Annotated in this window: 21 protein-coding genes, 1 other RNA gene and 1 pseudogene; 13 read left to right on the top strand and 10 right to left on the bottom strand. The window is 45.7% G+C overall.

Going from position 1 to position 24,423, the window contains the following annotated elements:
• Positions 1-28: 28 nt before the first annotated feature.
• The 3 genes from rnpB to KYK27_RS15675 all read right to left on the bottom strand — a co-directional run bounded on the left by rnpB (position 29) and on the right by KYK27_RS15675 (position 2,558).
• Positions 29-423: RNase P RNA component class A (gene rnpB, locus KYK27_RS15665), an RNA gene on the bottom strand.
• Positions 424-597: 174 nt separating this feature from the next.
• Positions 598-1,551: a DUF2027 domain-containing protein gene (locus tag KYK27_RS15670; RefSeq protein WP_199111241.1), complete on the bottom strand. Its 954-nt coding sequence runs from the start codon at positions 1,549-1,551 to the stop codon at positions 598-600.
• 98 nt (positions 1,552-1,649) lie between these two features.
• On the bottom strand, positions 1,650-2,558 hold the full coding sequence (locus KYK27_RS15675; RefSeq protein WP_199111242.1) for a DUF2279 domain-containing protein: 909 nt from the start codon (positions 2,556-2,558) through the stop codon (positions 1,650-1,652).
• A gap of 293 nt (positions 2,559-2,851) precedes the next feature.
• Here KYK27_RS15675 and KYK27_RS15680 point away from each other — a divergent pair, with 293 nt between their 5' ends.
• Positions 2,852-6,295, top strand: a complete 3,444-nt coding sequence (locus KYK27_RS15680; protein ID WP_199111243.1) for a pyruvate carboxylase — start codon at positions 2,852-2,854, stop codon at positions 6,293-6,295.
• A gap of 400 nt (positions 6,296-6,695) precedes the next feature.
• On the top strand, positions 6,696-6,992 hold the full coding sequence (locus KYK27_RS15685) for an antibiotic biosynthesis monooxygenase family protein (protein WP_199111244.1): 297 nt from the start codon (positions 6,696-6,698) through the stop codon (positions 6,990-6,992).
• Positions 6,993-7,960: 968 nt separating this feature from the next.
• On the opposite strand, the gene KYK27_RS15690 is transcribed toward KYK27_RS15685, so the two are convergent.
• Positions 7,961-8,293: a tetratricopeptide repeat protein gene (locus tag KYK27_RS15690; RefSeq protein ID WP_199111245.1), complete on the bottom strand. Its 333-nt coding sequence runs from the start codon at positions 8,291-8,293 to the stop codon at positions 7,961-7,963.
• A gap of 68 nt (positions 8,294-8,361) precedes the next feature.
• Between KYK27_RS15690 and KYK27_RS15695 the strand changes: the two genes are divergently transcribed.
• From KYK27_RS15695 to KYK27_RS15710, 4 genes and pseudogenes are all read left to right on the top strand, one after another.
• Entirely contained in the window at positions 8,362-9,102 is a 741-nt protein-coding gene (locus KYK27_RS15695) for an electron transfer flavoprotein subunit beta/FixA family protein (protein ID WP_199111246.1), read from the top strand.
• Between the two features lie 2 nt (positions 9,103-9,104).
• Positions 9,105-10,082 (top strand): electron transfer flavoprotein subunit alpha/FixB family protein, encoded by a 978-nt coding sequence (locus KYK27_RS15700; RefSeq protein ID WP_199111247.1) that lies wholly within the window; start codon positions 9,105-9,107, stop codon positions 10,080-10,082.
• A 17-nt stretch (positions 10,083-10,099) separates the two neighbouring features.
• Positions 10,100-10,702 carry a bifunctional nuclease family protein gene (locus KYK27_RS15705; protein ID WP_199111248.1) on the top strand — a complete coding sequence of 201 codons (603 nt, stop codon included), beginning with the start codon at positions 10,100-10,102 and terminating at the stop codon, positions 10,700-10,702.
• 101 nt (positions 10,703-10,803) lie between these two features.
• Positions 10,804-12,107, top strand: a pseudogene (locus tag KYK27_RS15710) (NupC/NupG family nucleoside CNT transporter).
• 75 nt (positions 12,108-12,182) lie between these two features.
• Here the strand turns inward: KYK27_RS15710 and KYK27_RS15715 are convergent.
• Together KYK27_RS15715 and KYK27_RS15720 are read right to left on the bottom strand one after the other, a co-directional pair.
• Entirely contained in the window at positions 12,183-12,998 is an 816-nt protein-coding gene (locus KYK27_RS15715; RefSeq protein ID WP_199111250.1) for an ABC transporter ATP-binding protein, read from the bottom strand.
• 12 nt (positions 12,999-13,010) lie between these two features.
• Positions 13,011-13,742 carry an MlaE family ABC transporter permease gene (locus KYK27_RS15720; protein WP_199111252.1) on the bottom strand — a complete coding sequence of 244 codons (732 nt, stop codon included), beginning with the start codon at positions 13,740-13,742 and terminating at the stop codon, positions 13,011-13,013.
• A 112-nt stretch (positions 13,743-13,854) separates the two neighbouring features.
• Here KYK27_RS15720 and KYK27_RS15725 point away from each other — a divergent pair, with 112 nt between their 5' ends.
• From KYK27_RS15725 to dnaN, 6 genes are all read left to right on the top strand, one after another.
• Positions 13,855-14,562 carry an SDR family oxidoreductase gene (locus tag KYK27_RS15725; protein ID WP_199111254.1) on the top strand — a complete coding sequence of 236 codons (708 nt, stop codon included), beginning with the start codon at positions 13,855-13,857 and terminating at the stop codon, positions 14,560-14,562.
• A 123-nt stretch (positions 14,563-14,685) separates the two neighbouring features.
• Entirely contained in the window at positions 14,686-15,396 is a 711-nt protein-coding gene (locus tag KYK27_RS15730; protein ID WP_199111256.1) for an SDR family oxidoreductase, read from the top strand.
• A gap of 111 nt (positions 15,397-15,507) precedes the next feature.
• Positions 15,508-16,419, top strand: coding sequence for a gliding motility-associated ABC transporter ATP-binding subunit GldA (gene gldA, locus KYK27_RS15735; RefSeq protein ID WP_199111258.1), 912 nt, complete (start codon positions 15,508-15,510; stop codon positions 16,417-16,419).
• Between the two features lie 115 nt (positions 16,420-16,534).
• The gene (gene gldF, locus KYK27_RS15740) at positions 16,535-17,263 is read left to right on the top strand and encodes a gliding motility-associated ABC transporter permease subunit GldF (protein ID WP_199111260.1); all 729 of its coding nucleotides are present in this window, start codon (positions 16,535-16,537) and stop codon (positions 17,261-17,263) included.
• On the top strand, positions 17,257-18,957 hold the full coding sequence (gldG, locus tag KYK27_RS15745) for a gliding motility-associated ABC transporter substrate-binding protein GldG (RefSeq protein ID WP_199111262.1): 1,701 nt from the start codon (positions 17,257-17,259) through the stop codon (positions 18,955-18,957). Before gldF ends, gldG begins: the two co-directional genes overlap by 7 nt.
• 106 nt (positions 18,958-19,063) lie before the next feature.
• Entirely contained in the window at positions 19,064-20,188 is a 1,125-nt protein-coding gene (dnaN, locus tag KYK27_RS15750; protein ID WP_162426556.1) for a DNA polymerase III subunit beta, read from the top strand.
• A 131-nt stretch (positions 20,189-20,319) separates the two neighbouring features.
• On the opposite strand, the gene KYK27_RS15755 is transcribed toward dnaN, so the two are convergent.
• Positions 20,320-21,381 carry a hypothetical protein gene (locus tag KYK27_RS15755; protein ID WP_199111264.1) on the bottom strand — a complete coding sequence of 354 codons (1,062 nt, stop codon included), beginning with the start codon at positions 21,379-21,381 and terminating at the stop codon, positions 20,320-20,322.
• 41 nt (positions 21,382-21,422) lie between these two features.
• Here KYK27_RS15755 and gldC point away from each other — a divergent pair, with 41 nt between their 5' ends.
• Positions 21,423-21,764 carry a gliding motility protein GldC gene (gldC, locus tag KYK27_RS15760; protein ID WP_199111266.1) on the top strand — a complete coding sequence of 114 codons (342 nt, stop codon included), beginning with the start codon at positions 21,423-21,425 and terminating at the stop codon, positions 21,762-21,764.
• A 65-nt stretch (positions 21,765-21,829) separates the two neighbouring features.
• On the opposite strand, the gene KYK27_RS15765 is transcribed toward gldC, so the two are convergent.
• From KYK27_RS15765 to hemL, 3 genes are all read right to left on the bottom strand, one after another.
• A complete protein-coding gene (locus KYK27_RS15765; RefSeq protein WP_199111268.1) occupies positions 21,830-22,276 on the bottom strand; it encodes a hypothetical protein in 447 nt (148 codons plus the stop codon).
• A gap of 175 nt (positions 22,277-22,451) precedes the next feature.
• Entirely contained in the window at positions 22,452-22,988 is a 537-nt protein-coding gene (gene dcd / locus KYK27_RS15770; protein WP_162426552.1) for a dCTP deaminase, read from the bottom strand.
• Between the two features lie 126 nt (positions 22,989-23,114).
• Complete coding sequence (hemL, locus tag KYK27_RS15775) at positions 23,115-24,410, bottom strand: glutamate-1-semialdehyde 2,1-aminomutase (protein ID WP_199111269.1); 1,296 nt, start codon at positions 24,408-24,410, stop codon at positions 23,115-23,117.
• Positions 24,411-24,423 lie beyond the last annotated feature (13 nt).

The following is a 24,423-nucleotide window of genomic DNA, read 5'->3' on the forward strand; positions in this document are numbered from 1 at the left end:
AAAGGGAAGGAATGAAACTATAAAAAAGAGTGGCAGCAAGCCTGTAAGCCGGGTTCTGTCGCTACGCCCGAAAGCGCGCGTCTTATCATTTATCCAGGCCTGCACTCGCGCACAGGCTCCATCGACCTACCCACCGACATCGGACGAGCAGCCCTTAGTCCCGCCTAAGCGGAGACGCTGCCGGCCTATTTGGTCTTTCAACTCCTGAGGTTTACCCAGCCGGACTGGTCACCCAGCCGCTGGTGCGCTCTTACCGCACCTTTTCACCCTTACCAACATTGCTGCTGGCGGTAATTTTCTGTGGCACTGGCTGTATCTGTTTCGTCTCCAAAACAGACCCTTCCCGTTAGGAAGCAGGATGCTCTGCGTTGCCCGGACTTTCCTCTCCTCCACAAGGGGAGCAGCGATAAGACGGCTTGCCGCTTTCTCTTTTATAGTTTACAAAGGTAAGATTAATTGTTGATTGTCGGTTGCTGATTGTTAGATGGTTGATTTAATATCTGCTATAGTATAAGACGCAACGTAATGCGTATCCACCCTAAACAACTTTCTAACTTCCAAACTTTTTAACATTCTAACTCCTAAACTCTCTAACTCTTACTTCATCCTTACAAGAGTGGCTCCGTAGCCGAATTTTTCTTTTTTAGCATCTTCGAAGAATTTGATGCCTGGCGTGCGGCTTAGTATTTTCTGGATTTCTTTGCGAAGGATGCCATTGCCGGCCCCGTGGATGAACACGATCTCGTGCATGTTAGCAGCCATTGCCCTGTCTAAAGCACTCTGGAAAGTCTCGAGCTGCAATTTTAACATGGCATTATTGCTCATGCTGCTATGGTCTTCCGTTAACTTTTCGATGTGTAGGTCTACTTCATGTTCCGGAGCCTGTAATTTATAGTTGGTTTCTTTTTGGTCAGCTGTTTCCGCTAACTGCTCTTTTATTTTATCCGGATCTATAGTTGTCGGTTTGGTATCTAACTGAAACAGGTAAGCTTCTTTGTTAAGTACCGGTGCAGTCTTCTTACTCTTGTAAAAAGAGTTTGCTCTGAACTGTACACGTTTGGTTACCGGCTCAAATAAAGCGGGTGCACCGTTTCTGTGCTGTAAAAACTGAACAACCAGACTTGGCCATTTTTCAAAATCTTTCAGGTGATAATGCGATATAACACGCGTTGCTTTTGGGGCCAGTTTGTCGTTTTGCTGGCCGCGGTACTGGTTATTGCGCTCTTCTCCGGTAGTGAAAAGTATATCGTAATCGGTATTGTTAACTATAGTTGCTGCCAGTAACTCCTCCGACTGATGCACCATTGCCAGGTAAATTCCTTTTTCTGCCAGAACAGGGGCGGGAGGTTGTTTGCGTGTAGGTGCTTCAATAACATCATCAGAGCGCATGTACTTGCTTTCTTCAGCAGCAATTACCACAATCTCGCGACGGGCTACCGGTATGGTAAAATCGTTATCGATCGCAACTTCAACTATATTGTTATCCAGTATCCTGGTAATTATGCCTTCCTCACGACCAGACATTAGTCGCACACGGTCTCCTACGTTCATAGTTAGTTTATTTATAATGGGATCTTGGTTGATGGCACCTGTAAACTATAGCCACCAACTATAGCAAAGATACGAATGTTTGAAGAGGGGAGGTGTTTTTAGAAATATAACGCGTGGAAATTGAAACCATCTTTTCGGTTATATTCCAAAGCAGGAGCCGGAATTTTAACTATACTTAGTACATACAAAGCTGTATTCAGAAATTTGCTCCGGCCTTTAAAGTGGAGTAGGTTCAGGTCAGGGCTCAGGTAAAACAGGCGGTGCGCATCAAATCCAGATCTATAGTTGGTTGGCTCATGATTATACACGACCTCTTCAGCGCCATAACCAACAGCTATGTTTAACCATTTTGGGTACCTGCTTTGCTCCGACAGAAAATCTCCTACATTTACCGATAGCCAGTAGGTCTGGCCGTTATAGTCTTTCAACGCCTGTTCTGCTAAACTTTTGCCCAGCACATTGGGCCTCTCAGCAGCGTAGCGGGTTTTATGGAAACTATATTTGGGCATGATGCGCACTTGGCTCCAGGCAAGTTCCTGCGCAACTATAGCCATTGACCCTGCTGTGTTTGCTACCAGATCACCCACCGATGCGCCGTAGTCTTTCTGGTAACCGTCAAAAACCTCGACAGGCGTTTGTAACACAACTCCTAATAGTCCGCCATAAATGATAGCTTTTTTGTCCGGCACACCCGCCCAGCGTAACATATCAATTCCGGCGCGGCTCTGGTGAAAAGCTCCCCAGAAATGCCCGGCCTTATCTACCTGTCGCCATTGTTGGTTATCATTAAAGAAATGGAAATCTGTTCGTTCCTGCTCCTGGTACCAGGCATTATTCAGCCCAACAAGCATAGCCGAATAACCGGCGGTAAAACCAGCACCCAATACCAGCAGCTTTTGTTTATCGACCTTACCGGAGTCTGCTATAGCTATAGTTGTAGCGTCTGCAGTTGTGAGCTGTAAAAGCAGGCAAAGCGACAATAGAAGTAAAGCCAGTTGTTTCAGCATTGGTCAAAGATAGGCAAAGCCACTTATAGTTTATAGTTGGAGCTAAAAGCCAGCTGCAAATTTCATCTCAAACTATAAATGAAACCTACAGAAATAGTTGAAATATAGTGCAATTGAAGTATAACCTTATCAGGAAAAAATCTGTATTAACGGGTGCCAAACAAAATGTGGTGAACACGTTTATTTCCGGGCAAAAAAACAGTAATCTCTTTTCAGAATTTTAACGTTGGGTGCGTAGCCACACGGATGCGCCAAAGCGACTATTCATACTTACTATTTTCATCTTACCTTATATGAACATAAAAAAAGTACTTGTTGCCAACCGTGGCGAGATTGCCATACGTGTATTACGTGCCTGCACCGAGCTAGGGATAAAGACGGTAGCCATTTATACTTACGAAGACCGCTACTCGCTGCACCGCTACAAAGCTGACGAAGCCTACCAGGTGGGTAAAGACAATCAGCCGTTACAGCCTTATCTTGATATTGATGCTATTATCAAAATCGCTAAAGAAAATGGTGTTGATGCGATTCACCCGGGTTATGGTTTCCTGTCTGAGAACCAGCATTTTTCACAGCGCTGCGCTGATAACGGGATCATTTTTATTGGTCCTAAACCAAGCGTAATGGCCTCGCTGGGCGATAAGATCGCCGCCAAAAAAGTAGCTCTCAGCAGTGAAGTGCCCATCATCCAGAGCAACGTGCAGGATCTGAAAACATATGAGATTGCCCTGGAAGAAGCACATCGCATAGGTTACCCGCTGATGCTGAAAGCAGCAGCCGGTGGTGGTGGCCGTGGTATGCGTGTAATCCGGGATGATGAGCAACTGGAGAAAGGATTTTTTGAAGCCAAGAATGAAGCCCTGAAAGCTTTCGGCGATGATACGCTTTTCCTGGAAAAGTATGTAGAAAACCCGAAGCACATCGAAGTGCAGATCGTGGCCGACAACTATGGCAACATCACGCACCTGTTCGAGCGCGACTGCTCCGTGCAGCGCCGTTTCCAGAAGGTGGTAGAAGTGGCGCCGGCCATAAGCCTCGACGAAGAGACCCGTCAGAAACTATACGACTACGCTATCAGGATCTGTTCGGCGGTAAACTATAATAACGTAGGTACGGTGGAGTTTCTGGTAGAGCCGCATACCAACAACATCTTCTTTATTGAAGTAAACCCGCGCATCCAGGTTGAGCATACGGTTACGGAGATGATCACCGGAATTGACCTGATCAAAACCCAGATCTTTATTGCAGATGGTTATAGATTAGACCACGAGGAAGTGCTGCTTGGTCCTAATCATATCGTTCGTGCGAATGGTGTGGCTATCCAGTGCCGTATTACTACCGAAGATCCGGAACAGGACTTTAAACCAGACTATGGCACCATCATCGCCTATCGTAGTGCCGGTGGTTTCGGTATACGCCTGGATCAGGGCAGTGTGTATCAGGGAGCTAAGGTAAGTCCGTTCTTCGACTCGCTTCTGGTAAAAGTATCGGCGCAGGCGCCAACGCTTAAGCATGCCGCCATGAAAATGTCGCGCACGCTGGATGAATTCCGTATCCGTGGGGTAAAACACAACATCCAGTTCCTGCAGAATATTATCAACCACCCGGTATTTATTTCCGGGGATGCGACCGTGGATTTTGTGAAGAACCACCCGGAACTGTTCATTTTCAAAAAACCGCAGGACAGAGCTACCAAAATGCTGGGTTACCTGGCTGAAGTTATAGTTAACGGTAACCCTGATGTAAAGAAAGTAGACAAAGATCGTATACTCACCAAACCAGACTACCAGGGCTTTAACCTGAACAAGGAATACCAGCCAGGCACCAAAGATTTACTCACGCAACTTGGTCCGGAAGAGTTTTCGAAATGGCTCCGCAACGATCCGCAGATACACTATACCGATACCACTTTCCGGGATGCCCACCAGTCGTTGCTGGCTACGCGCATGCGTACTTTCGATATGATGAAAGTGGCAGAAGCGTTTGCTAAAGATCACCCACAGACATTTAGCATGGAAGTCTGGGGTGGCGCTACGTTCGACGTTTGCTTGCGCTTCCTGCACGAAGACCCGTGGGAGCGACTTGCGCAACTCCGCAAAGCTGTCCCGAACATCCTGCTGCAGATGCTGATTCGAGGCTCGAATGGTGTGGGCTACAAGGCATACCCGGATAACCTGATCGAATCTTTTGTGGAGAAATCGTGGGAGACGGGCGTGGATGTGTTCCGTATCTTCGACTCGCTGAACTGGATGAAGAGCATGGAGCCGTGCATCGAGTTTGTGCGCAAGCGTACACAAGGCCTGGCCGAAGTTTCGATGTGCTATACCGGCGATATTCTGGATACTTCCAAATCGAAGTATACGCTGGAGTATTACCTGCAAATGGCCAAGCAGATTGAAGACAGCGGTGCTCACATCCTGGCTATAAAAGACATGGCTGGCCTGCTGAAACCGTATGCTGCCAAACTGCTGGTAGAAGCCCTGCGCGATACAGTAAAACTACCGATACACCTGCATACCCACGATACTTCGTCTATACAGGCGGCTACTTATCTGAAGGCTATTGAAGCTGGCGTGGATATAGTGGATGTGGCGCTGGGTTCTATGTCGGGCTTAACGTCGCAACCAAACTTTAACTCAATGGTAGAGGCCATGCGTTTCCAGGAGCGCCACCGCGAGTTCGACCAGAAAAGTCTGAACCGTCACTCCAATTACTGGGAGACGGTCCGCGAATATTACTATCCGTTTGAGTCTGGCCTGAAAGCCGGTACAGCCGAAGTGTACCATCACGAGATTCCGGGCGGGCAGTATTCTAACCTGCGTCCGCAGGCCAATGCATTGGGCTTAAGCGACAAATGGGAAACTATAAAAGAAACCTATGCTGATGTAAATGCCCTGTTCGGAGATGTAGTTAAAGTAACGCCAAGCTCTAAAGTAGTAGGGGATATGGCCCTTTATCTGGTAGCCAATAACCTGACGACTGTAGACGTGCTGGAGAGAGGCGAGGAGATTTCGTTCCCTGAATCGGTGCAGTCGTTCTTTAAAGGAGAACTGGGCCAGCCCGTAGGCGGTTTCCCGAAAAAGCTGCAGAAGATCATCCTGAAGGACGAACAACCATTTACCGAACGGCCAAACGAGCACCTGGAACCAATAGACCTGGAAGGCGAATTTGCGGAATTCCAGAAGAAGTTTGGAGAGCAGACCAAGTATACCGATTTCCTGAGTTACCAGCTTTACCCTAAAGTTTACGAAGGTTACCATAAACACCTGGAGCAATACGGCGAAGTGGCTCAGATACCAACCCGTTTGTTTTTCTATGGTATGCAGCCCGGCGAGGAAGCTATCATCGACATAGCGCGTGGTAAATCCATCGTGATCAAATACCAGTCGCTGGGGCACGTGAACGAGGATGGCGAGCGTACCGTGTTCTTTAAACTGAACGGACAAACCCGTAATATTGACGTGCGCGATAAGTCGGTGAAAATAGAAAAGGTGCAGCATGTAAAAGTGGACAAAGCCAATCCGAAACACATAGGTGCTCCGTTGCAGGGTTTGCTATCCAAAATTCTGGTAGAAAAAGAGCAGCCGATAAAAAAGAATACACCGCTGTTTATTATTGAAGCCATGAAAATGGAGACAACTATAACCGCAACCGCGGATACCATGATCTCCGCTATTCACTTGTCTGAAGGATCGCTGGTAAATACGGATGACCTGGTGCTAACCTTATCATAATAGTCTCCCTGCCCCTCCTGAAAACGGGAGGGGTTTTAGGGTGTAAGGTCTTCTACATGGCGCGAGCGTTTTCGCTCATGTTGAACTATAGCCTGTGCCTCCGCCATATTCGGGTAAAGCAACTATAGAACTGTTGCAACACCTATATTAATAGTAGGGAGTCACATTTGAAGGGGTTAGGGAGAACAAAAGGAAACTATAGAACCCAAAGCAAACTATAGCAACAGCCGAAATTCCCCTCTCGGGAGGGGCAGGGGTGGGTTTTTACATTACACGAATGTCATAGATTGATCAACTATGGTTCGTGATCTGGCCGGTTTTACTTAATTTTAAAGAATCTTATAGTTTATAGTTCTGGCTTTTTATACAATTCAGCTGGTCCTGTTTTTAAATACTGAACATGTTTATAGCCTTGAGTACGTTTACCATTGCCAACGATATGGCCGCAGAAGTAAGAGAAGCCTTTAAGAACCGACCGCACATGGTAGATAAGGAGAGTGGTTTCATGAAGCTGGAGGTCATGTATCCGCAGGAGAACGAAAACGAGATATGGCTGATGACCTACTGGACCGACGAAGAAAGTTACAAAGTTTGGTTCGCCAATCATTACAAAGACTCACACCACGGCATCCCGAAAGGGTTGAAATTAGTGCTTGGGAGTACAAAGGTCAGGTTCCTGGAGCATGTGTGCGGGTAAGCTATATTTTGAAGAATAAAGAAGAGCAGCTGGTTTAAGGCTGCTCTTTTGGTTTATCATTTCGGTGGTCCAATCACCCCGGTACGTCCTTGTCTAAGGTAGGGAGCTTTTTGGCGGCTACTTCTCCTTCTGTCATTCTGAAAGAATCTTGGTAGAAGGTCGGTAAGGCCTTTGCTATAGTTCAGATAATCATTTTATAGTTTGCGTTTTAACCCACCCCAGCACCTCCCGAGAGGGGATTTTCTGCTATAGTTGTAGTTTAGGTTGCAGTTCTATAGTTGATGCTTTAACACCCCTGTCGTCCCCTCAAGGGGACAATTGCAGCCAATACTAATTTATAAACTATAGTTCTATAGTTACAGTCCAAGATCAGGACAGGTTTACCAGTCCCTTTGAAACTGTAGCCACGATAAAAGTCGAAGCCTCCCAGTTCAAACTATGTATATAGGTAACTATGCGAAAGATCTCAGTCTTTGGGTTGAGCGCCTCGAGAGGTTCCGGTGCCGTCAGGCATGGCGAGGAACGAGCCAAGGAAGCGAAAGCAGCGCGATGCCCGAAGACGGGGCCTCCCGGCCGTGAGGGCACCAAAGCTAAATTGAAACGATAGGCAACTAGAGCTCCCAGGATTGGAGTAGCTATAGAAGAAAAGGCTTGGCTCAGGTTGTAGAGCAGCCAACTATAGAACTATAAGCTGAGATAGATTTCTCCCTTTGGTCGAAATGACAGAGAGGGAAACTATAGAACCTATTAAATTTCTTGACTTTGCTCGGGATGGCAAAAGCGTGTAAATTAACTATAGCCCAGACGCTAGCAAGAGCTTCGCACACTGCCAGGTCTTACTTTCTAATCCTTAAATTCCCTGTTCAAACCAAAACCTTACCGTAACAAAACCTGCTTAAATAAGTTATATAGGTATAGTTTGGAAATATGCTGCATGCATACTATTTTTGGTTCATGCAGCCGGCAGCTTAGTCATCTTCGTAATCAAGGCCCATTAGCTTGTTGTACGCCTGCTGCAATTCTGAGAAGGCGTGCAGGTTACCTTCCTGCCTGCTGATGAGCATTCCTTTTTTATAGATGCGCTCTGCTTCGTCGTTTTGTCCCAACTCTTCGTACAGCTTAGCGGCGTGGTAATACGTACCCACGTAGCGCTCATGCTCAGCCAGGAGTTGTGTGTAGTAGGTTAATGCTTTTCCCGTATCCGTGGGTCGATATTCCATGGCAAGGGCATAGATCGTGAAGGGATCATTCGGGTCTTCTTCCAGGAATTTATGAAGCTGTGCTATTCTATCTTGTGACATTTCGATTTGGCTATATTTTACTAACTTCGCAACAAATTTAACTTTTAATAAGCTAACTATTTTATCATATGAAAATATTAGTTTGCATCAGTAACGTTCCGGATACCACATCCAAGATCAACTTCTCCGGCGATAACAAGTCGTTTGATAAGAATGGTGTACAGTTCGTGATCAACCCTTGGGATGAATATGCACTTACCCGCGCTATTGAGTTGAAAGAAGCAAAAGGCGGAACCGTTACAGTACTAAACGTAGGTGAAGCAGATGCTGAACCAAACATCCGTAAAGCCCTGGCTATTGGCGCCGACGATGCGATCCGTGTAAACGCTGATCCGAAGGATGCTTTCTTTGTGGCACAGCAGATCGCGGCTATCGCCAGGCAGAATAACTATGACATGATCCTGATGGGTAAAGAGTCTATTGACTATAATGGCTCACAGGTGCACAACATGGTAGGCGAGATGCTGGGCATTCCGTCTATAGTTCCTGCGTCAAAACTTGACTTGGTAGATGACAGCACTGCCCGCCTGGAGCGCGAAATAGAAGGTGGTAAAGAAGTGGTAGAAGTTAAACTACCGTTCGTAGCCAGCGCGCAGCAGCCCATGTCGGAGCCACGCATCCCGAACATGCGGGGCATCATGACGGCCCGTACCAAGCCATTACAGGTAGTTGAGCCGGTGGCCGGTGAAACAAAAGCTGATTACGTGAGTTTCAGCAAACCGGAGAAAAAAGGTGGCGTGAAAATGATCGACGCTGAGAATGCCGGTGAATTGATTACATTATTAAGAAACGAAGCTAAAGTACTATAACCATGTCTGTATTAGTATTTGTAGAAGGATTTAACGGAGAGATTAAGAAATCTTCGTTAGAAGCAGCCACATACGGCTACCAGGTAGCACAGCAACTTGGCACTTCAGCTACCGCAGTAGCGATAGGTGAGGTGCACGAAGATGCACTGGCAAAATTAGGCGAACAGGGCATCAGCAAAGTATTATATGATGCTGATAGCCGCCTGAACGATTTTGTGGCCGATGCTTATGTAAAAGTAATTGCAAAAGCTGCCCAGCAGGAAAACGCTAAGGTTTTAGTATTCTCAAACTCAAACATTGGTGCAGCAGTTGGTGCTAAACTGGCGGTGCGCCTAAATGGCTCGCTGGCAACCAACGTAACTACCCTACCTAAAACAGATGGTGGCTTTATAGTTACTCGCAGCGTATTCTCCGGTAAAGCATTTGCCGAGGTAAACCTTACTTCTGATGTGAAGATAATCGCTGTTAAGAAGAATGCGCTTGAGATTGCAAATGCTGGTAGTGGCGCGGCAACCATAGAGAAATTCTCGGCTGAACTAACCGATGCTGACTTTGTTGCTGCTCCGAAAGAAACCATTATGCAGGATACCAGTGGTGGCGTATTGCTTACCGAAGCTGAGATCGTAGTATCAGGTGGTCGTGGTCTGAAAGGCCCTGAGAACTGGCATTTGGTGGAAGATCTGGCAAAAGCACTTGGTGCTGCTACAGCCTGCTCTAAGCCAGTAGCTGATCTTGACTGGAGACCTCACCACGAGCACGTTGGCCAGACAGGTATCGCCGTAAGCCCTAACTTGTACATTGCTATCGGTATTTCGGGTGCTATTCAGCATTTGGCTGGTGTTAACTCTTCTAAAGTTATTGTCGTTATTAACAAGGATCCGGAAGCTCCGTTCTTTAAAGCTGCCGATTACGGCATCGTTGGAGACGCTTTTGACGTAGTTCCTAAATTAATAGAGGCCGCCAGGGCCCTTGACAAATAGACTAAGAAGGCTTAATTGTGAAAAAAATTCAATTAGAGATACTCGGACTCTCTTCCAGTCAGTCGCAGACGGGCTCGTTTGCGCTTGTGCTAGGTGAGAGAGATGGTAACAGAAGGCTGCCGATCATTATCGGTATGTTCGAAGCACAGTCAATCGCGATTCAGATCGAAAAGATAAACCCTAACCGCCCGCTTACGCACGACCTGTTCAAGTCGTTTGCGGAACAGGTGAACGTCAGCATCACTGAAGTGCTGATCTCGGACCTGAAGGAAGGAGTTTTCTACTCTAAGATCATGTGTACCGATGGAGAAAAGGAATTTGAACTGGATGCACGTCCGTCAGATGCTATTGCCATAGGGTTACGTTTTGGAGTTCCGATCTATACCGTGGAAAGTGTGCTTTCAGAAGCCGGCATCATCCTAAGCGACCTGGAAGAGGAAGAGGAGGAGAGCGAAGAAGCTGCAACGGTGAAGAGCACCAGTACAGTCAGTAGTTCATCCAAAGAGCCACTCCACGAAACTTCGGTTGATGATCTGAACAAAATGCTGAACGATGCCCTTGAAAAAGAGGATTACGAAAAGGCGGCCAAGATCCGGGATGAGCTGAATAAGCGCAATTAAGAGAACTATAAAATTACACGGAGAGTCCTGCATTTAATACATGCAGGACTTTTTGTTTTATAACATTTAAGACTTACTTTTGACAAATTTTTAGCCTTTTTATGTTTGATGTTTTTAGAGGTATAATAGGTCTTATTGTCCTGTTATCAATAGGATATCTGTTCTCCACGAGCAGAAAATCTATTAATTGGAGAATTGTAGCCTACGGCATATTCCTGCAGCTAATGTTTGGGATTTTGGTTACCAAAGTTCCATTTATAGCCGATGCGTTTGCATTTGTCAGCAGAGCCTTTGTTAAACTCCTGAGCTTCTCTAACGAAGGTGCCGCATTCCTTTTCGGTAACCTATCTGATCCTTCTCAGAACGCAGGTATAGGCTTTATATTTGCCTTCAATGTACTTCCTACTATCATCTTCTTCTCAGCGGTTTCTTCCGGTTTATACTACTTAGGCGTGCTGCAGAAGATCGTTTTCGGTATTGCCTGGGTAATGTCGAAAGGTATGCGTTTGTCTGGTGCGGAGAGTTTATCTGCAGCAGGTAACATTTTTATGGGACAGACAGAGGCCCCTTTACTGGTACGTCCGTTTATTGCCCGCATGACCAGATCAGAACTGATGTGTTTGATGACAGGTGGTATGGCAACGCTGGCTGGTGGTGTTCTGGCGGCTTATGTGTCTTTCCTGGGTGGTGATGATCCGGCGCAGCAGGCGGTATTCGCAGCACACTTACTTACGGCTTCTATCATGAATGCGCCAGCAGCTATAGTTCTTTCCAAAATGCTGGTTCCAGAAACAGAACACGAAAAAATTAATACACAACTTGAAGTAAACGAAGAGCAGATCGGGGCAAACCTGATAGACGCGGTATCGAAAGGTGCTGCAGATGGTTTACGACTGGCAGCAAACGTAGGCGGTATGCTACTTGCCTTTATCGCTGTCATCGCGTTGCTTAACTATGTGTTAATGAAATTCGGTGCTGCTACTGGCCTGAACGAACTTATAGTTGCCAGCACCAGCGGCCATTTCGACGGTTTCTCATTCCAGTATATTCTTGGTCAGATATTCCGGGTATTTGCCTTTATAATGGGTGTTCCGTGGGTTGATACCTTACAGGTTGGTAGCTTGTTAGGCCAGAAAACAGCCATTAACGAATTTGTGGCCTACCTGGACCTTGCGCCGATATGAAAGCTGCCGGTACATTGTCTACCAAGTCAATTATCATGGCTACGTATGCGCTTTGCGGTTTCTCCAACTTCAGCTCCATCGCTATCCAGGTTGGTGGTATTGGCGGTATGGCTCCAAATCAGCAGAGCAACATCTCAAGACTCGGCTTCCTTGCCTTATTGGGCGCTTCTATTGCATGTATGATGTCGGCAACCGTAGCTGGTATGTTGTACTCATTCTAAGGTTACAGACTATAAATAAGAAGGGCCTCCCACTTATCGTGGGAGGCCCTTCTTATTTATAGTTACAGGGAGTCTTTATTTTCCGTTACTGTCCTTGCTTTGTTCCTGTTCTTCGCGGGCTTCTTCGTGCACTTCATCTTCCACTTTCTTGGCGTCGCGCATCAGGCGGTTTGCAAAAATAAACTCGTTCAGCTCTCTTATATCAGTATCCATGATCTGGTCGCGGGTACCTTCCCATAGTTTCTTGCCTTCATAAAGGAACATGATTTTGTCACCGATCTCTATTACCGAGTTCATATCGTGCGTTACGATAATAGTAGTGATGTTATACTCTTCGGTGATCTCTTTTATCAGTTCGTCAATCTTTAACGAAGTCAGGGGGTCCAGACCGGAGTTTGGTTCGTCGCAGAACAGGTACGTACAGTTTGGGGCAATAGCACGGGCTATACCCACGCGTTTCTTCATACCACCACTTAGCTCCGAAGGCATCTTCTTGTTTGCACCCTCTAGGCCAACCCGGTTTAAGCAGAAGTTCACCCGATCCATGCGTTCGCTTTTGCTCATGTCTGGTGTCAGCATTTTAAGCGGGAATTCCACATTTTGCTGCACAGTCATAGAGTCAAATAGGGCAGAGCTCTGGAACAGCATTCCTATTTTCCGGCGTATTTCCTGACGAATGTCCAGTTTGTTGTTTGTAAAGTAGGTGCCATCAAAAGTAACGCTGCCAATGTCTGGCTTAACGAGGCCTACAATGCACTTCAGCAGTACGCTTTTACCGGTTCCGCTGGCGCCGAGCAACAGGTTTGTTTTGCCTGTCTCGAACACGCCGCTTACGCCGTCCAGCACTTTTTTGTCGCCGAAGGTTTTATGTATGTTGTGTATTTCTATCATGATGGGGTCAAACTATAAGAGCAGCTCAGCACAAACGTAATCTGCGATCAGTACAGCTATTACACTGTTAGTTACAGCATTAGTACTGGCAGCTCCTACTTCAAGAGCTCCGCCTGCAGTATTATATCCTCTGAAAGATGACAGAGAAGAGATCAGGAAGGCAAAAACTACTGATTTTATAAGGGCAAATACAATGTTGTAAGGAATAAAAGCGTCACGAATACCCGTAATGTATTCCTGTGCAGTGAGGGCTCCCGTTAAGGTACCGGCTACATAACCACCTGCAATGGAAAGAAACATTGCCAAGGTTACCAGCATCGGGAAAACTATTAACGATGCCAGAATTTTAGGGAGCACCAGGTAACTGGCAGAGTTAATTCCCATAACCTCCAGGGCATCTACCTGTTCTGTTATCTGCATGGTACCCAGTCCGCCGGCAATACTGGATCCTACTTTGCCTGCCAACACAATGGAGGTTATAGTTGGGGCCAGTTCCAGTATGGTCATTTCGCGTACCATAAAACCTATAGTTGAGCGGGGTATAAGTGCACTTGTAAGGTTATACGAAACCTGCACACAAGTTACAGCGCCAATAAATGTTGACACAATAGCCACGATCATGATAGAGTTTATACCGATGAGTATGGCTTCATCTATAGTTCTGTTAAATAGTATACGTGGTGATTCGCCCCGCACGACCAGGGTGCTCATGAATAAAAGGTATTTTCCGAAATGCTCCAGCATAGGGTGTTCGATTTCAGTAAGGCTTAGTTTAACTAGTTTAGGTCAAAAATACGCTATAAATACCTATCTTACGTTTTAAATTAAGTAACATATTAATTTTAACATATACCACATGCAACGATACATAGTTGTTACAGGCGGCACGAAAGGTATTGGAAGAGCGGTTGTAGAACAATTCGCAAAAGAGGGGTTCCACATTATCACCTGCTCCCGAAACGAAAAAGACCTGCAAAAGTTGAAATTAGAGATAGAACAGGCGTATACTTTTTCTAAAGTGCTATTTCAGCAGGCCGATCTGAGTGACCGGAAATCGATAGAATCTTTTCTGAAGTATGTACAGGGGCTAAACGTGCAGGTTGATGTTGTTGTAAATAACAGTGGTTTATTTATACCTGGCAAGATTACAGAGGAAGACGATGCAGCCCTGCCTTTCATGATCAACACTAACCTTTACAGTGCCTACTATATCTCTAAAACATTGGTAAAAGATATGATAAAGCGCCGCAACGGCCATATCTTTACACTTTGTTCAACGGCCAGTATTGTTCCTTACACAAACGGAGGATCATACTGCATTTCTAAATTTGCCCTGTATGGCATGACTAAAGTACTGCGCGAAGAAACCAAAGAACATAACGTAAAAGTAACAGCCATACTGCCGGGCGCAACCCTAACGGCAAGCTGGGAAGGAGTGGACCTGCCACCTGAACGTTTCATGAAATCAGAAGACGTAGCTCAGGCAATCTGGGGAGCATATACCATGTCAGCGAACAGCGTGGTGGAAGAAATACTCATCAGGCCACAACTGGGAGACCTTTAGAAGTTAGAAAGTTGATAGGTTGTAGGGGCACAATACTTTGAGTCTTATACTATAGCTGAGTCAACAATCAACCCTATAACACGCAACCATTAGAATACTCGTTCAGGATTAAACTATAGAACTATGGAATTACAAGGTAAAATTGCCGTGGTAACCGGCGTCAGTAAAGGTATTGGTTTGTCGGCTGTGGAAGCGCTTTTAGAGAAGGGTGCTATAGTTGCCGGGTGGGGCAGAACTGCTCCCGAATTGCAGCATCAAAATTTTCACTTCTTCGAGTGCGATGTGCGCTATGCAGAATCGGTACAGAATGCGTTCGACCAAACTATAAGCCGGCTGGGTGTACATGTTGCCGTGCTGGTAAATAATGCAGGTCTCGGAATTGGAGGCAAGCTGGAGGAGATAAGTATGGATGACTGGCACACCATGTTTGATACCAATGTGAATGGAGTGTTTTACTGCACGCGCCTGATTTTACCCGAAATGAAAGAACAGGGCGAAGGACACATCATTAATATCTCCTCTATAGCTGGTACAACCGGAATCGAGGAAATGTCGGGCTATTGCGGCAGCAAATTTGCGGTGCGTGGCATCTCGCAGGCTTTGTATAAAGAAGTGCGCAACTACGGCATAAAAGTTACCTGCATTTACCCGGGATCTGTAAATACTAACTTCTTCGATAATTTTGAGAACGTAACAGCCCGCGAGAACATGATGCGCCCTGAAGATATAGCCTCCACTATAGTTCACGCACTGGAATCACATCCTAACTATCACCACGTAGATATTGAAGTACGACCACTGATGCCAAAAGGGAAGATTCAGAAACAGAACTAAGATGTTTAAGATGAAAGGATATTCAGGATTTTAGTAATTTTGAAATAAGATTTTCAGGATTGTAGAATTACTGACTCTTAACTCTTAACTCAAAACACTTAACTAAATACTTTGTCTGTAGAAGTAAAGAACCTTACCAAGATCTTCGGGGAGCAGCGTGCTGTTGACGATATTTCGTTTACAGTAGAACAGGGGCAGATACTGGGATTTCTGGGGCCAAATGGTGCCGGTAAATCGACTACTATGAAGATCGCGACCTGTTACCTGCCACCTTCTTCCGGAACTATAGTTGTGAATGGCCACGATGTGGTGCAGGACCCGATTACCGTTCGACGTATGGTTGGCTACTTGCCGGAACACAACCCTTTGTACCTAGATATGTATGTGCACGAGTACCTGGAGTTTGTAGCGTCGGTATACGGCTTAAAAGGAAAGCAGGCAAAAGCGCGTATCCAGGAGATGGTGGAGCTTTGCGGGCTAACCTTAGAGCAAGGCAAGAAAATAGGAGCTTTGTCGAAAGGCTACCGCCAGCGTGTAGGCCTTGCACAGGCCCTGGTGCACGACCCACAGGTACTTATACTGGATGAGCCAACCACTGGCCTTGACCCAAACCAGATTGTCGAGATCCGCTCGCTCATTCGCCGCATTGGCCAGGACAAAACCGTTATTTTCTCCACACACATTATGCAGGAAGTTACCGCCATCTGCGACCGTGTGGTGATCATTAATCGTGGCAAATTAGTGGCGAACAGTGATGTGGCAAGTCTGCAGGCTGGCAACAGAGGTGCTAAGTTAACACTGGTTGAGTTTGAGCAACCCATAAACATTGAACAGCTTCAAACTATAGTTGGCGTCGAGCAGGTAGAACTGGTACAAAACAATACCTACCGCATTACTTCCAGCCAGGACGCCGATATCCGCGCATCCGTTTTCCGGATCGCAGCAGAACAGAACTGGCCATTGGTCGGTCTTCGCCAGGAAGAAAATTCGCTCGAACAGATATTCCAACAGCTGACTAAATAATTAGAAATTCAAAATTATAAATTAGAAAAGGGGAAGTTAAGTGATGACATAACTATAGATTCGAAATTTTATAATTCGCATAATTTCTAATCCATAATTTTTAATTGCATCATAGATGTTATCCATACTTAAGAAAGAATTTAACGGCTTCCTGAATTCCCTGATCGCTTATATGGTGATCGCGGTGTTTCTGGTAGCTACCGGTATGTTTATGTGGGTGTTCCCGGAGAGCAGTGTTTTGACCTACGGATTTGCCGATATGCAGACGCTTTTCTCAATGGCACCGTGGTTGTTCCTTTTCCTGATACCGGCCATTACCATGCGGACCTTCGCCGAAGAAAAACGTGAAGGAACGATAGAGTTGCTACTGACCAAACCTATTACTGATCTGCAACTTATACTCGGGAAATACTTTGCCGCTTTGCTGCTTGCCTTGTTCGCACTGGTGCCTACATTGCTGTATTACTATACTGTTTACGAACTTGGTAATCCACAAGGGAACGTAGACTCTGCAGCCGTAGTAGGCTCTTATTTAGGGTTGATTTTCCTTGCCGGCGTGTTTTGCGCGATAGGGGTTTTTGCTTCGTCCATTTCCAGCAACCAGATCATCTCGTTTATAGTGGCGCTGTTCATGTGCTATATCATCTATACCGGCTTCGACCTGCTGGCTTCTATTCCGGCGCTGGTAAACTATAGTTACGCCATCAGTCAACTGGGTATCTCTTATCATTATGATGCCATCAGCAAAGGCCTTGTCGACTCCCGCGATGTGCTGTACTTTTTAACAGTAATTGCCATCATGATCCTATCTACTAAACTGGTAATAAGCAGCAGAAAATGGTAACGCAGGAGACATCAAAATCAACCAGCAATCGCCGCCACGACCTTACCCGGTACGTTATAGCTATAGTTGTGTTGGTGGTGCTTAACATGCTGGTTTATAATTACTTTTTCAGGATAGATCTGACCGAAGATAAACGCTATTCCATAGCGCCGGTAACGGAGCAGATGCTGGGAAACCTGGAAGAAGAAGTATTCGTGGAAGTTTACCTGGAGGGTGACTTTCCGGCTGGATTTAAACGGTTACAGCAGTCTGTTAGAGAGAATCTGGAGGAGTTCAGGATTTATGCGGATGGTAAAGTGCGCTTCGTTTTCTTCGACCCGAATTCGATTACGGATGAGCAGAAGCGAACGGAGTTTATGCAGCAACTTGCCCAGAAAGGAATTCAGCCTACCAACCTGAAAGCAACCGAAGAAGGAAAACAGGTGGAACGCCTTGTTTTCCCGGGAGCTATAGTCCGGTATAAAGGCAAAGAAACCGCTGTTAATTTTCTGAAAGGCAACCTGGCCGCATCGCCAGACGAACGACTGAACCAGTCGGTAGAAGGAGTGGAGTATGAGTTGGCCACCGCAGTGCGTAAGGTAGCTTTCCAGGGGAACAAAGTCATTGGCTACATCACCGGCCAGGGCGAATTGCCACAACAGCAGGCAACCGACTTGCTAGGCTCGCTGCAGGAATACTATAGAGTTGCCTTAGGCGAGCTCGACCAGATACCAACTTTAAAGGGCCTGGACCTGATTATAGTTGCCAAACCTACAACTGCATTTTCAGAAGCCGATAAGTTTAAGATCGACCAGTTTATTATGAACGGGGGCAAGGCAGTGTTTTTTGTAGATGCCCTGAACGCAGATCTGGATAGTTTAGCTAAAGGCGGTACGTTTGCCCTGCCCTACAACCTGAATTTAGAGGACATGTTCTTTAAGTACGGTGTGCGCTTTAATCCTACGCTGATCATGGACTTGAACTCCGGTTTTATACCGTTGGTAACAGGATTTACCGGGGGCAAGCCGCAGACAGAAATGATCAACTGGCGCTTTTATCCGTTGCTGAATACGTTCAGCAAACACCCGGTAACCCGCAACCTCGATGCAGTTTATAGTAAGTTCATTGGAACGATAGATACTGTTAAAGCTGCCGGAATCCGTAAAACGCCCCTCATCTATACCTCGCAATATTCGCGCATTATGCAGGTACCTGTTCCATTAACCCTGGAGGAAGCCCGCATGGAAGTGAACCCGGAACAATACCAGGCAGGTGAGCAACCGGTAGGCTATTTACTAGAAGGGTCATTTACATCGTTGTTCCGTAACCGGCGTGCACCGGAAGGAATGCCCAATACAACTATAAAAGAGCAGGGCGTGCCTACTAAAATTGCTGTTTTCTCAGATGGCGATCTCATCCGGAACGACATAAACCCACGAACGGGGCAGGCGTATGAACTGGGTTTCGACAGGTTTAACAACATTAAGTTTGCCAACAAAGAGCTGGCCATGAATACCATTCATTACCTGCTGGATGCGGATGGCCTGATCAATATACGAAGCAAAGAGATCAAACTTCGTCCGCTGGACAGAGTACGGGTGCAGGAAGAGAAAACCTACTGGCAGGCACTGAACTTAGTCGCCCCGATTGCTTTGCTGGCACTGTTTGGTGTAGCGCGTTACTACATGCGCAAACGCAGGTACGAGAAATTCTGAAAATATAGGCTTAAACAGCCATAAAACTAGAAAACCTTTGCGTTTTTAGGTAGTATAAATCCGAATTATTTTTAACTTTGCCTAAATAACATTATAGCGATAAAGAATGAAATTTATAGTTTCTTCATCTGCGCTGCTTAAGCAGTTAGCCAGCATAAATGGGGTAGTAACCAACAACCCGGTAGTGCCAATCCTTGAGAACTTTTTGTTTGAAATAAGCGATAGCACACTTACTATCACAGCCAGCGACCTTGAAACTTCTATGATAACGGAGTTGCCTGTTGAAGCGAAAGAGAACGGCCGTATAGCTGCTCCTGCCAGAATATTGCTTGATACCCTGAAGAACCTGCCGGACCAGCCGGTAACCTTCACAATAGATGAAGAAACCTATACGATAGAGATCAGCTCTTCGAACGGCCGTTACAAGCTGTCTGGCGAGAATGCTACTGATTTCCCGCGTGTGCCGGTTGTAAAAGGCGGTAACGCTATCGAAATTCCATCAAACGTACTGGCGCGTGCCATCAATAAGACCATTTTTGCAGTAAGCAACGATGAGCTTCGCCCGGCCATGACAGGTATTTTTGTGCAGCTGCGTTCTGATAATGTAACGTTCGTTGCCACAGACGGTCACCGTTTGCTTCGCTACCGTCGTACAGATATCGCTACAAGCCAGGAAGCTTCGCTGATTATCCCGCGTAAGGCTTTCACATTGCTTAAGTCTACGTTGCCATCAGAAGCGACTTCAGTTCGTGTAGAGTTTAACAACTCAAATGCGTTCTTCAGCTTCGATAACATCCGCATGATCTGCCGTCTGATTGATGAGCGTTACCCGGATTATGAAAACGTTATACCAGTACAGAACCCGAACAAACTGGTAATTGAGCGCCAGGCTTTGTTAAGCTCAGTAAAGCGTATCTCTATTTACTCAAACAAAACCACGCACCAGATCCGTCTGAAACTGTCTGGCTCTGAACTGCAGGTATCTGCTGAAGACCTGGATTTCTCGAACGAGGCAAATGAGCGTTTAGCTTGTCAGTACGATGGTGAAGACATGGAAATCGGTTTCAATGCCAAGTTCCTGGTAGAGATGCTGAACAACATGGATTCTGATGAGATCACATTCGAGCTATCCACTCCAAACAGAGCTGGTTTGCTTATGCCACTTGCCAACGAAGACAACGAAAATGTTTTGATGCTGGTAATGCCTGTAATGCTGAACAATTACGTATAAGGATATATATTTCTCCTAACGCGCAGAAGGCGGGCCTATAAAGCCCGCCTTCTGTATTTATAGCCAACTATAAGCCATAAAAAAAGACGCTGGTGTTGCGCCTTATAGTTCTTTCTATGCCTTAGTTTATCCTACTTCTCTACCTTGACCTTTATATACACCGGAAAGTGATCCGAGAAACCACCCATGTAGGTGGTTCCCGAATAAGTAGTTCGCGGTGTGTTCTTGTATTTGCCAAAGGTATACTTCAGAAATTCCGGGTCGTGTATCTCAGCGGAGCCCATTACATATTCCAGGCCTTTGCTATCCAGCATCCCTTTCGATACGAGCACCTGGTCCAGCATTTTAAAGTCGCCGCGTTTATAGTAGCTGCCAAGTCCCTGCACATAGTTAATATAAAAGGTGTTAAACAGCTCTTCTTTATAAAGCGGGTTTGGTCGTCCATTTGCCTTCAAGGTTTGCTGTAAGATCTTTGACTTCGGTTCTTCATCAAAATCACCCATCACTATAATGTTGGCATCCGGATTAGTTTTGAGCTCAGCATCTATTTGTTGGCGAAGTTTGGTGGCAGCAGCCTGCCGGTTGCGGTTTCCCTGGCGTGTATTGCCATAGTTAGGTGGCCAGTGGTTCACAAAGATAGATACAGGCTCGCCAGCCATCATGCCTTTTACCAGCAGTATATCTTTGCCTTTAAAATTGCGTTGCGGGTAATCTACTTTTACCACTTTCTGCAGCGTAGGCTTAAAACGTTTCGGATTGTAAAGCAATGCTACGTCCAGGCCCAGCGGGTCTTCCGACTCAAAGTGAATGATCTGGTATTTCTTTTTCTTAAGCGGAGGAGTTTGCACCAACTCGTCCAGCACTTTCCGGCTTTCAGCTTCTGTTATGCCCAACACGGCCGGGCCGTCTTTGCCGCCAATGGTAACTATAGCCTGTGCTAAATTTTTAAGTTTATGCTGGTAACGTTCGTCATCCCATTTCATGCTGCCGGTAGGCGTATAGTCCATATTCCGGGCATTTGCCTTGCTATCGTATAGTTTCTCCAGGTTATAGAAGCCAACAGCATATGTTTTGTCTGACTTAGATAAGATGCCGGCACAGCCGGAAAGGGTGATAAGGGTAAAAAGCGTAAAGAGAGTTTTTATTCCGTGGCGCATCGCGTAACTTTGTAGGTAATATATGTAATCAGGCATATTACGAGATTTAGATACTATAAAGTTTAAAAATTAAGAAAATGAAGAAGTCGGAAATATACTTTAGCATTGCTCTTGATGATCAGAAGGTACCGGAAGCTATTAGCTGGCGTGCCACAGATGCAGGAGAAAAGATCCATTTTGCAAAAGCCATCAACATTTCGCTTTGGGACAGAGACGAAGCCGGCACTATGAAAATAGACCTATGGACAAAGGACATGCCTGTAGATGAAATGAAATATTTTTATATCGATACAATCGGGGCGATGGCGCAGAGCATAGCTACTGCCACCAGCGATTCCGTAATGGCCCAGAAGATGAAAGCACTCTGCGAAGATCTGATGAACCATGTAGAAGCTGAACGCCAGAAGAGCAATCAATAGTATGTACATAAAAGAAAAGGGCCGCTATAGTTAGCGGCCCTTTTCTTTTATGAATTGGATACAGTCTAGTTAATCGTATTTGAGTCGGTGTTGGTAGTAGTGTTATTAGCCAGTGACTTTGCGTTGTCAGTTGTTTGTCCGGCACCTGCTACAAACTCTTTATCAAATTTGGTGTAGTTCGGGCGATCACCGAAGTAATCGTTGTACTGTACAGTGCTTAACACGTTTTCTAATTTCACATCACGCTCTGAGCAGATAGATTTGCATTTCTGCTCTATCAGTTCCTGGTTGCCTTTAAATTCAGCTTCTACAGCCATCATTTTAGCAACAACATCCATGTTTATTTCTCTTACCTTATTAGCCTGATAGTTATTAAGGCGTAATTCGCGAATCATTTGGTCAGACAGGTTAGTAGCTCTGCTTTCTACAGTGATTGATCTCTCGTTTCCGTTTGCAGCTGCTGATAAAACGATGCTTAAGCTGGCCAAAGTTGTAATCAATAATCTTTTCATAGTGCGTTTCTTTTCCTGTTTTACTTTTCCCTGTTGTCTTTTTATAAACCAAGCTGCGTCAAAAAAAATTCATTTTTCAGTTGATTTATTTCTGATTAGTATAATGCAGCAATTATGCCAAAAAGGCCAATCCTGTGAAGATTGGCCTTTTTTATTTAAATTATTTTACTAATTATTACCAGTTGTTCTTCCACATCATAGATTCAACGGGAGCGATGGTGCGATTATTATACTTAGCGTTTTCCTTCTTGTTATAGTAGTTTTCGATACCGCCGCTCACTTCAAAATAGATCAGCTGCCCAATTGGCATACCGTGATAAACACGCACTGGTTGCGTTACCGAAATTTCCAGTGTCCAGGTGTTGCAAAAGCCCACATCACCTTTACCTGCCGTAGCATGTATATCGATTCCCAAACGACCAACGCTGGATTTACCTTCCAGGAAAGGTACATGTGCGTGTGTTTCGGTATACTCCAACGTTACACCTAAATAAAGGGTTTCAGGGCGAAGTACGATGCCTTCTTCCGGTATCTCAAAAACATCTATTTCGTTATGTTTGCGTGCATCCAGGATCTCATCGCGGTAGGTAGCCAGGTAACGGCCTAAATGCACATCATAAGAGTTAGTGCCCAGGCTGGCGCGATTAAATGGCTCTATCAGGATAGTACCTTTTTCTATCTCTTTTAAAATCTGGTTATCTGTTAAGATCATGGGAATGGCACGCTAAAAAGTTGATTGTAAAAGTAATGAATTAAGGCTATATACACCAACATAAACTATAAAGCGGCAGCCCCATTTTCAGGTACTGCCGCTTTATTTTATAGTTACAACTATAGCTTAGCCCTGAATTGCTTTCAGTGCATCATAGTTAGCCTGTACATATTCATCAACTAATTCTAGTGTGATAGCTGTAGAAACGAACAGCGATTCGTACTGAGAAGGAGCCAGGTAAATACCTCGCTGCAGCATCTCGTTGAAGTAACGGCCAAATAACGCCGTATCAGAAGTTTTTGCGCTGTCGAAGTCTGTAACCGGCTGATTAGTGAAGAAGATCGTGAACATTGAGCCAACCCTATTTATAGTATAGTTCAGGCCAAGCTGCTGCATGTTGTTTCGCATGCCATTGATCATTCGTTCGGTCGTCTCATCAAGCTGGGTATATACCTGTGGGTTATCTTTCAGGTAATTCAGCATCGCCATACCCGCCGACATCGCAATTGGGTTACCAGATAGTGTTCCTGCCTGGTAAACTGGTCCGGCTGGTGCTACGCAATCCATGATCTCTTTTTTACCACCGTAAGCGCCTACAGGCATACCGCCCCCAATAATTTTACCAAGCGTAGTCATATCCGGCGTAACACCGAAAAGTTGCTGAGCACCGCCCGGAGCCAGACGGAAACCTGTCATCACTTCGTCAAATATCAGCACAATGCCTTCTTTGGTACAAAGGTCGCGCAGGCCCTGCAGGAATTCCTGCGTAGGAAGAACAAGGCCCATGTTTCCGGCTACCGGCTCTAAAATGATAGCAGCTACCTGGCCCTTGTTGGCATCTACCAGAGTTTGTACGGCCTGCAGGTTATTAAATGGGGCAGTCAGTGTATCGTTGGCAACGCCTTTGGTTACGCCCGGGCTATCCGGAACGCCAAGTGTAATGGCACCGCTACCGGCAGCGATCAGGAAAGAATCGCCATGACCGTGGTAACAGCCTTCAAATTTGATCATCTTATCACGACCGGTATAGCCACGTGCCACACGAATAGCTGACATGGTAGCCTCTGTACCGGAGTTAACCATTCGTACCTTTTCGATACTTGGCACCATGCTGATGATCAGCTCTGCTATCTCGATCTCTTTGCGCGTAGGAGCACCAAATGACAAGGAATTAGGGATGGCCTGCATTACAGCTTCCTGTACTAATTCCGCGGCATGGCCCAGAATCATAGGTCCCCAGGAGTTGATGAATTCCATGTAACGGTTGCCGTCTTCATCAAATAAGTAAGCGCCTTTGGCTGATTTTATAAAGCGCGGGTTACCACCTACGGCTCTGAATGCTCTTACAGGTGAGTTTACGCCGCCAGGTATAAAGTTTTGAGCTCTCTGAAACAGTTCTTCACTGATTGGTGCTGTCTTCATCGGGTATAGTTTT

The organism is Pontibacter populi, from assembly GCF_019336435.1.
Classification (GTDB): domain Bacteria; phylum Bacteroidota; class Bacteroidia; order Cytophagales; family Hymenobacteraceae; genus Pontibacter; species Pontibacter humidus.

Bases quoted from the DNA above. Each gene is read 5' to 3' on its own strand.
- gldG (WP_199111262.1), top strand. From the start codon at position 17,257: ATGGTAACGCAGGAGACATCAAAATCAACCAGCAATCGCCGCCACGAC.
- KYK27_RS15730 (WP_199111256.1), top strand. From the start codon at position 14,686: ATGGAATTACAAGGTAAAATTGCCGTGGTAACCGGCGTCAGTAAAGGT.
- KYK27_RS15765 (WP_199111268.1), bottom strand. From the start codon at position 22,276: ATGAAAAGATTATTGATTACAACTTTGGCCAGCTTAAGCATCGTTTTA.
- KYK27_RS15720 (WP_199111252.1), bottom strand. From the start codon at position 13,742: ATGCTGGAGCATTTCGGAAAATACCTTTTATTCATGAGCACCCTGGTC.
- KYK27_RS15670 (WP_199111241.1), bottom strand. From the start codon at position 1,551: ATGAACGTAGGAGACCGTGTGCGACTAATGTCTGGTCGTGAGGAAGGC.
- dnaN (WP_162426556.1), top strand. From the start codon at position 19,064: ATGAAATTTATAGTTTCTTCATCTGCGCTGCTTAAGCAGTTAGCCAGC.
- KYK27_RS15675 (WP_199111242.1), bottom strand. From the start codon at position 2,558: ATGCTGAAACAACTGGCTTTACTTCTATTGTCGCTTTGCCTGCTTTTA.
- KYK27_RS15680 (WP_199111243.1), top strand. From the start codon at position 2,852: ATGAACATAAAAAAAGTACTTGTTGCCAACCGTGGCGAGATTGCCATA.
- KYK27_RS15685 (WP_199111244.1), top strand. From the start codon at position 6,696: ATGTTTATAGCCTTGAGTACGTTTACCATTGCCAACGATATGGCCGCA.
- KYK27_RS15715 (WP_199111250.1), bottom strand. From the start codon at position 12,998: ATGATAGAAATACACAACATACATAAAACCTTCGGCGACAAAAAAGTG.
- gldF (WP_199111260.1), top strand. From the start codon at position 16,535: ATGTTATCCATACTTAAGAAAGAATTTAACGGCTTCCTGAATTCCCTG.
- dcd (WP_162426552.1), bottom strand. From the start codon at position 22,988: ATGATCTTAACAGATAACCAGATTTTAAAAGAGATAGAAAAAGGTACT.
- gldC (WP_199111266.1), top strand. From the start codon at position 21,423: ATGAAGAAGTCGGAAATATACTTTAGCATTGCTCTTGATGATCAGAAG.
- KYK27_RS15700 (WP_199111247.1), top strand. From the start codon at position 9,105: ATGTCTGTATTAGTATTTGTAGAAGGATTTAACGGAGAGATTAAGAAA.
- hemL (WP_199111269.1), bottom strand. From the start codon at position 24,410: ATGAAGACAGCACCAATCAGTGAAGAACTGTTTCAGAGAGCTCAAAAC.
- KYK27_RS15755 (WP_199111264.1), bottom strand. From the start codon at position 21,381: ATGCCTGATTACATATATTACCTACAAAGTTACGCGATGCGCCACGGA.
- KYK27_RS15690 (WP_199111245.1), bottom strand. From the start codon at position 8,293: ATGTCACAAGATAGAATAGCACAGCTTCATAAATTCCTGGAAGAAGAC.
- KYK27_RS15725 (WP_199111254.1), top strand. From the start codon at position 13,855: ATGCAACGATACATAGTTGTTACAGGCGGCACGAAAGGTATTGGAAGA.
- KYK27_RS15695 (WP_199111246.1), top strand. From the start codon at position 8,362: ATGAAAATATTAGTTTGCATCAGTAACGTTCCGGATACCACATCCAAG.